Here is a 7,454-nt window from a genome sequence, read left to right on the forward strand (position 1 = left end):
AAGCCGCACGCTCAGGCGCCGCGGCGATCCTCGTGCGGCGGCACCCCGAGGCTCGGGCCGAGGAGCGTGCGGCAGCGGCTGAGCGCCGCGAAGGCGGCGTTCGAATCGCGCGCGAGACGGACAAGATCGCCAATCCGGGCCGATCCTCGTGCGACAGCCGAGAGGACGGCGAGGATGTCGGGCTCGCCATTCGGCTTGAGGGCCTGCGCGGCGAAGGCGGGTAAGGCCCGGTGCGCCGGATCGCAGACCACCCGGATCGCCGCGAACGGCAGACCGTGCCGCTCCGCGAAGGCGGCGGCGACGTGCGATTCCATGTCGACGGCGAGCGCCCGGGTGCGCGCCCGCAGCTCGGCCTTGCCCGCGACGCTCATCACCGCAGCATCGACGCCGGCGAGGTCGCCGGAGCGAATCGTGTCGCCGGGCAGACCGAGGCGCGCGAGCAGGGCGGCCGCGACCGCCGGATCGGCCTCGTAGCGCCGGTCCGCCGCGACGATTCCGGCCGCGACCACCACGTCGCCCGGAACGAGGTTCGGATCGAGACCGCCCGCGATGCCGATGCTGACGATCGCGCGGCAGCCGGGCGGGTCCCGCGACGCCAGCAGGGCGGCGAGACGGGCGGGATTTCCGCCGGCGCCCACCGCCTCGACGCCGGGGCCCGAAGCGAGCCGGCGTTCCTTGGCGAGGCCCGTGACGGCGAGCACCGGAAGGCTCGACGCGGGGTCGGGCGCATGGAGACCGACCGCGCGGGCAGGGGACGCCGGCTCCACGCGGGTCATGGGTCGACGATCGTGAAGGGTGGCATCCGCGAAGCGATCACCGGCGGTCCGTCCTACAAATCACCCCGACCGCTCGCCGAGCCCGGGGTGGCGCAGACGGTCCTTCCCGCCCGTGCCCGCTCCGCTCGGATCGCGCAAAGTCGGCCGATCACATCCCGAACGCCACCCGGCGGCTGTTGCCGCGCTTGAGGTTGCGGTAGCGCGCCATCGCCCAGAGCGGGAAGAACTTCGGATAGCCATGGTAGCGCAGGTAGAACACCCGCGGGAAACCGGTCGCGGTGTAGCGCTCCTCGTTCCAGAAGCCGTCGGTTCCTTGCGTGCGCGCTAGGAAGTTGATGCCGCGGGTCACGGCCGGGTCGTCGCATTCCCCGGCGGCCATCAGTGCGAGCAGCGCCCAGGCGGTCTGCGATGCGGTGGAGGAGCCGGCCTCGAACGCCGGATCGATCTTGTAGCTCGACGCGTCCTCGCCCCAGCCGCCATCCGGATTCTGGATGCGGATCAGCCATTCCACGGCGCGCCGGATCTCGGGCGAGGCGGGATCGACCCCGGCCGCGTTCAGCGCGCACAGCACCGACCACGTGCCGTAGATGAAGTTCATGCCCCAGCGGCCGTACCAGCTGCCGTCCTGCTCCTGGTCGTTGAGCAGGTAGGTCACGCCGCGATCGAGGGCCTTCGACGATTCGCGGGTCTCGCCGAGCTGCGACAACATCGACACGACGCGAGCGGTCACGTCCGCGGTCGGCGGGTCGAGCAGCGCGCCGTGATCCGAGAACGGGATGTGATTGAGGTACATGTGGTTGTTGTCGGCGTCGAACGCCGCCCAGCCGCCGTCCTTCGACTGCAGGCCCTCGACCCATTCGCGCGCCCGGGCGATCGAGGCGGTGTAGTCCGGCATGTTGGCCACCAGCCCGTGCTGGCGCATGGCGCGATCCATCGCCATCACCACGACGGCGGTGTCGTCGAGGTCCGGGTAGTGGGCGTTGGCGTACTGGAAGGCCCAGCCGCCGGGGCGGACCTTGGGCTTGGCCGCCGCCCAGTCGCCAGCGATGTCGAGCACCTGGCGCGGCAGCAGCCAGTCGAGGCCGGCGCGGGCCTGCCCCTCGGCATCGGTGCCGCCGGCCTCGAGCAGCGCGTGCCCGGCCAGAGCGGTGTCCCAGACCGGGGAGACGCAGGGTTGCACGTAGGCCTCGTGCGCCTTCACCACGACGAGCTTCTCGATCGCGTCGCAGGCGACGCGGACCTGCGGATGGTCCGGGCCGTAGCCCATCGCCTCGTACATCAGCACGGTGTTGACCATGGCCGGGAAGATCGCGCCGAGCCCGTCCTCGCCGTTCAGGCGCTCGCTGACCCAGGCCCGCGCCTTCTCCATCGCCCGCAGGCGGATGCGATGGGGGAAGTAGGCCTCCACCTTCTGCAGCACGCGGTCGATCGCGCCGAAGATCGGCGTCCACGGCCAGGTCGCGTGCGGGCTGCCGGGCCAGCGGCGCACGCTGGACGGGGGCGTCAGGAACAGCTCGCCGATGCCAACGCCGCGCGGGTTCTTCGCCCGCGGCTTGGTCGCCTGCAACACGAAGAGCGGCACCATCACGCAGCGGGCCCAGTACGACACCTTGTCGAGGTGGAACGGGAACCACTTCGGCAGGAACATCACCTCGACCGGCATCACCGGCACCGCCGACCACGGCACCTCGCCGTAGAGCGCCAGGATGAAGCGGGTGAAGACGTTGGATTGCGCCGCGCCGCCGCGCGACAGGATCGCCTCGCGTGCCCGGCGCATGTGCGGCGCCTCGATGTCGTCGCCGATCATCTTGAGGGCGAAGTAGGCCTTCACCGTGCAGCTCATGTCGAACGGCCCCTCGTGGACGAGGGCCCAGCCGCCATGCTTCTCCTGCGTGCGGCGCAGGTAATTGCCGATCTTCGGCTCTAGGCCCTCGGGGGGGCGGGTGTCGCGGAACTGGTGGAACAGGATGTACTCGGACGGGATCGTGGCGTCGGCCTCGAGCTCGAAGCAGATGTGCCCGTCGGCCTGGGCGAGAGCGGTCAGGGCGCGGGTCGCCCGCGCGACGCCGTGATCGACGTCGTCGAGGGAAATCGCCTGGGTCTTCGGGCGTTGCAGCGCCTCGACCTTGTTCACAGCCTCTCGCATCATCCTCGCCTCAAACGGCCACAGCTCTCGATCCGCGCCCGATCGTCCCGGATCGGATCACGGCTCGCCCGTCTCGTCCTGCCTACGCATGGGCCGTACCGGCCCGTCGCCGGTCCGAACGCATGCTCGTCTCGGTCCTGCCTCATGCGGCGCCGCGCGTGCGTGCCGGATCGCACGACAGGGCGAGGGCCGCCGTCTTGCCCGAGCGGATCGACCCCTCGATCGTCGAGGGAAGCCCGGTGGCCGTCCAGTCGCCCGCGAGCACGAGGTTCGACCACGCCGTCTCCGCGCCGGCGCGGCGCGCGGCCTCGGCCGGCGTCGCGGCGAAGGTCGCGCGCTTCTCCTTGACGATCTGCCAGCTTGGCAGTTCCGGGGCAAGGTCGGCCACGGTCGCGATCTCGGCCCAGATCTGCTTGGCCAAGTCTTCGCGCGGCACGTCGAGCAGGCGGTCGGCGCCGCTGATCGTCACCGAATAGCGGTCGGGATAGGCGAACAGCCATTCGGTCAGTGAGTTCACCATGCCGAGGATCAGCGGCGAGCCCGCCTTCGGCACCATCTTGAAATGGGCGTTGACGATCGAGCGGAACGCCTTCGGCGCGGACAGGCCGGGCAGCATCTCGGAGGCGACCCAGGGCGGCAAGGCCAGCACCACCGAATCGCCGGCCGCCACGTCGACCGCCCCGTCGGCGAAGTCGAGCCGCTCGACGCCGGCCGCGCCGAGGCCCAACCCGCGCAGGCGCCGGCCGAAGCGGACGGAGGCGCCGCGCGATGCGAGGTACCGCAGTGCCGGGTCGACGAAGGCGTAGGACAGGCCCTTCACCGCCACCAGCGGGCGGCAGGCCGCCCCGCCGGCGCCCAGCGTCTCGCGGAGGATCTTGGCGGCCAGCCCGACATCGCTCTCGGCGACCTCGGTGTTCAGCGCCGCCAGCAGGACCGGATGCCAGAGCCGGTCGTAGAGCGCGCCCTCGCAGGCCATGCTGGCGCCGATCGTCCCGCCGGCACCGTCCGCCTTGCCGGCTGCCGCCCGCAGGATGCCGAGCGGCGCGAGGTAGTCGCGCGCGCGGCTGCCCGGCACGCGGCGCGCCTTGCTCAGCACCCACCACGGCACCCGGCCCGCATTCGGGCGAAGGGTCCAGCGCTCGCCGGTCTTCAGGTCGGCGAACGGGAAGGCGGCCTCGTCCGGGCCGGTCAGCGCGTCGTCCGGCGCGCCGACGCGCTTCAGGAATTCGAGGGCGTCGGCGTTGCCCGACAGCAGCAGGTGATTGCCGTTGTCGAGCTCGAGACCGAGCGTCGGGTCGTAGTACGACCGGCAGCGGCCGCCGGCCTGCTTGGCCGCCTCGTGCACGACGACGCGCGCCCCGCGCTCCGCCAGCGACACCGCGGCCGACAGGCCCGCGAGCCCGGCACCGACGACGTGGACCGTCGCCATCAGACGATCCCGTGCCGAAGCGCCACGGCGACGAGGGCGAGCTTCCTCGGCTTCACCCGCGCCCGCGGCATCGCCCAGCCGCGCTTGAGCAGCGCGACGAGGTAGAGCCGGTAGGCCGCCGCCATCAGGCGGGCCGCCTTGGTGGGCTTGCGCGGGCTCTTGGCGATGATCGCCCAGGTCGCGGCGTAATGCGCCTCGGCCTCCGCCGCGAGCGCGGCGCAGACCTCGCCGATGCGCGGATGCGTGATCGCCGCGTGCGGCGTCGGATCGGTCAGGCCGATCGCGGCGAGCCTTTCCCGCGGCAGGTAGAGCCGGCCGCGCTCGGCATCCTCGTCGATGTCGCGCAGGATGTTGGTGAGCTGCAGCGCCCGGCCCTCGTGCCAGGCGAGCTCGATGCCGAGCGCCTCCGGCATGCCGAAGATCCGCACGGACAGGCGCCCGACGGCGCTGGCGACCCGGTCGCAGTAGAGGTCGAGGGTCGCCGCGTCGGGCGCGACTATGTCCTCGAACGCGTCCATCGCCATGCCGTCGATCACGGCGTGGAAGTCTTCCCGCTTGAGGTCGTAGCGCTGCACCGGAACCACGAGGTCGCGCACGCGCGCCGCGGGCCTGCCGGCATAGAGCCCGTCGATGTCGGCGCGCCAGCGGTCAAGCTCGGCCGCGCGCAGGTCGGCCGCGCCGCCGTCGTCGGCGACGTCGTCGACCGCACGGCAGAACGCGTAGACGGCGTACATCGCCTCGCGCCGCTCCTTCGGCAGCAGGCGCATCGCGGTGTAGAACGACGAGCCGGCCGCCGGCAGGGCCGGGGCCTCGTCGGCGGGCAGGGCCGTCGCGGTGGCGGTGACGGTCATGGGTAAGCCTTGCCCTGCGGCGCCGCGCGGACGATGCGGCCTCGGAACGGCCGGCGGGCCAGCGTCGCGCCGATGCCGCCGAGCGCCGTCAACGCGAAACCGGCCTTGCCGTGATGGACCTTCTCCGAGAGCGGATCGCGATCGAGCAGCCCGCGGGCGAGGACGACGGCGAGCCGGTGGATCGCCGCGATCTCCAGCGACAGGCGCAGGTCGTCGATCAGGTCCGGCAGCACCTTGCCCGCGTCGAGCAGGCCCAGCGTCCGCTCGGCCAAGTCGCGGATGACCGCGCGCAATTGCGGCGTCGCCCTGGCGGCTCCCAGCATGGCGACGGTGGCGCCGTGCCGATCGAGCGCGTCCTGCGGGATGTAGACCCGGTCGAGAGTGCGGAAATCCTTGCCGCAATCCTGGAGATGGTTGACGATCTGGAGCGCTGCGCAGATCGCGTCCGAGGCGGCCCAGACCCGGGCGGGATCCTCGCCGTGCACGTCGAGGACGTAGCGACCGACCGGCATCGCCGAGTAGCGGCAGTAATGGATCAGCTCGTCCCAGTCGGCGTAGCGGTTCTTGCGCGCATCCATCCGGAACGCGTCGAGCAGCTCAAGGGCGTGGCGCGGCGGCAGCCCGCGGGCGGCGAGCTCGCGCTTGAGCGGCTCGGCCTCCGGGTCGGCGGCCCCCGCGCCGGTCAGGGCGTCGGCGAGACCGTCGAGAAGCGCGAGCTTGCGCTCGGGCGACAGCGCGGCATGGTCGGCGACGTCGTCGCCGGCGCGGACGAAATCATAGAACGCGAGGATCGCGCCGCGATTCTTCGGATGGATCAGGTGCGAGGCGACGGGGAAGTTCTCGTCGTTCGCACCCTTGCCCGAGCGCAGCTCCGTGGCGGTGCCGGACGCGCTCATCGCTCGGCTCCCGGCAGGTATCCCGCGCCGCGGAACCAGTCGATCGCGTCGGACAGCCCCTCCCGGTAGGGGCGGGCGGCGTAGCCGAGCTCGGCCTGCGCCTTCGCGTCGGAGAAGAACATCCGGTAGCGCGACATGCGGATGCCGTCGATCGTGGCGAAGGGCTGCTTGCCGGTGATGCGCGCCATCTGCTCGGAGACGAAGGCGATCGGGTAGACCACGGCCCGCGGCAGGTTCACCGTCGGGGGCTTGCGGCCGACCATGCGGGCGATGTCGCCGAGCATCTGCGAAAGGAGCACGTTCTCGCCGCCGAGGATGTACTTCTCGCCGATCCGCCCCCTGCGCAGGGCGAGCAGGTGGCCGGCGGCCACGTCGTCGACATGGGCGAGGTTGAGGCCGGTGTCGACGAAGGCCGGCATCTTGCCGAGCGCCGCCTCCTGGATGATGCGCCCGGTCGGCGTCGGCTTGACGTCGCGCGGGCCGATCGGCGTCGACGGGTTGACGATCACCGCGGGCAGTCCGCTGCCGGCCACCATCAGGTCGACCACGCGCTCGGCCACGACCTTGCTGCGCTTGTAGGCGCCGATGGCGGTCTCGGGCGTCAGCGGCCGCGTCTCGTCCGAGGGCGTGACGCCGTCGTCCGGCGGCTTGATGGTGGCGACGCTGGACGTATAGACCACGCGCTCGACGCGCGCCTCGAGGGCGGCGCGCATCAGGTTGCGGGTGCCGTCGCGGTTGGTCCGGACGATCTCCTCCATGTCCGGCGCCCAGAGCCGATAGTCGGCGGCGGCGTGGATCAGGTAGCGCTGCCCTCGCATCGCGGCCGCGCAGGCCTCCGGGTCGCGCATGTCGCCCTCGACGACCTCGACGTCGGACCAGGTCAGGTTCGTGCGCGGGCTCGTGGCACGCACCATGATGCGCACCGGAAATCCGGCGTTGCGGAACACGTCGACCAGGGCCGGCCCGAGAAAGCCGCTCGCGCCGGTGATCAGCACCGGGCCGAGGTCGGAAGAACCGCTTGGGGTCGCCTCTGCCATCACGCTCGAATCGTCACGGGAACGCGGGCGATGCCTTCGTTTTGGGCATCGCACCGCAGCAAGCCGGCTTTTGTCATCGAATGACGTGCACGACAAGGCGATCCGGGCCACAGGCGGCCCGGATCGTGGCGCGCGACGACGCCCTCAAGCGAGGCGGAGACGCGAACGCCCTTCCTGACGCTCGGGGAGGATGTCCTCGACCTTCCGGACGATGCTGGCGGCGTCGAGGCCGGCCTCGGCGTACATCTTGTCCGGGCTGTCGTGGTCCTGGTAGCTGTCGGGCAGGGTCATCGTGCGCACCCGAAGCCGCATCGCGTCG

Annotated in this window: 6 protein-coding genes; all 6 read right to left on the reverse strand. The window is 71.8% G+C overall.

The window, feature by feature from the left end; translation table 11 throughout:
• Positions 1-11 precede the first annotated feature (11 nt).
• Entirely contained in the window at positions 12-776 is a 765-nt protein-coding gene (locus MKK70_RS21885) for a phosphorylase (protein ID WP_243949856.1), read from the reverse strand.
• 148 nt (positions 777-924) lie between these two features.
• The gene (shc, locus tag MKK70_RS21890) at positions 925-2,922 is read right to left on the reverse strand and encodes a squalene--hopene cyclase (RefSeq protein ID WP_147725753.1); all 1,998 of its coding nucleotides are present in this window, start codon (positions 2,920-2,922) and stop codon (positions 925-927) included.
• A gap of 142 nt (positions 2,923-3,064) precedes the next feature.
• Complete coding sequence (gene hpnE, locus MKK70_RS21895; protein WP_243949857.1) at positions 3,065-4,351, reverse strand: hydroxysqualene dehydroxylase HpnE; 1,287 nt, start codon at positions 4,349-4,351, stop codon at positions 3,065-3,067.
• A complete protein-coding gene (gene hpnD, locus MKK70_RS21900) occupies positions 4,351-5,202 on the reverse strand; it encodes a presqualene diphosphate synthase HpnD (protein ID WP_243934676.1) in 852 nt (283 codons plus the stop codon). The genes hpnE and hpnD overlap by 1 nt, the downstream gene beginning before the upstream one ends.
• Entirely contained in the window at positions 5,199-6,098 is a 900-nt protein-coding gene (gene hpnC, locus MKK70_RS21905) for a squalene synthase HpnC (protein WP_243949858.1), read from the reverse strand. Before hpnC ends, hpnD begins: the two co-directional genes overlap by 4 nt.
• Positions 6,095-7,135, reverse strand: a complete 1,041-nt coding sequence (hpnA, locus tag MKK70_RS21910; RefSeq protein WP_243949859.1) for a hopanoid-associated sugar epimerase — start codon at positions 7,133-7,135, stop codon at positions 6,095-6,097. The genes hpnC and hpnA overlap by 4 nt, the downstream gene beginning before the upstream one ends.
• Positions 7,136-7,454: the final 319 nt, after the last annotated feature.

Source organism: Methylobacterium sp. E-041 (genome assembly GCF_022829665.1).
Taxonomy (GTDB): Bacteria; Pseudomonadota; Alphaproteobacteria; order Rhizobiales; family Beijerinckiaceae; genus Methylobacterium.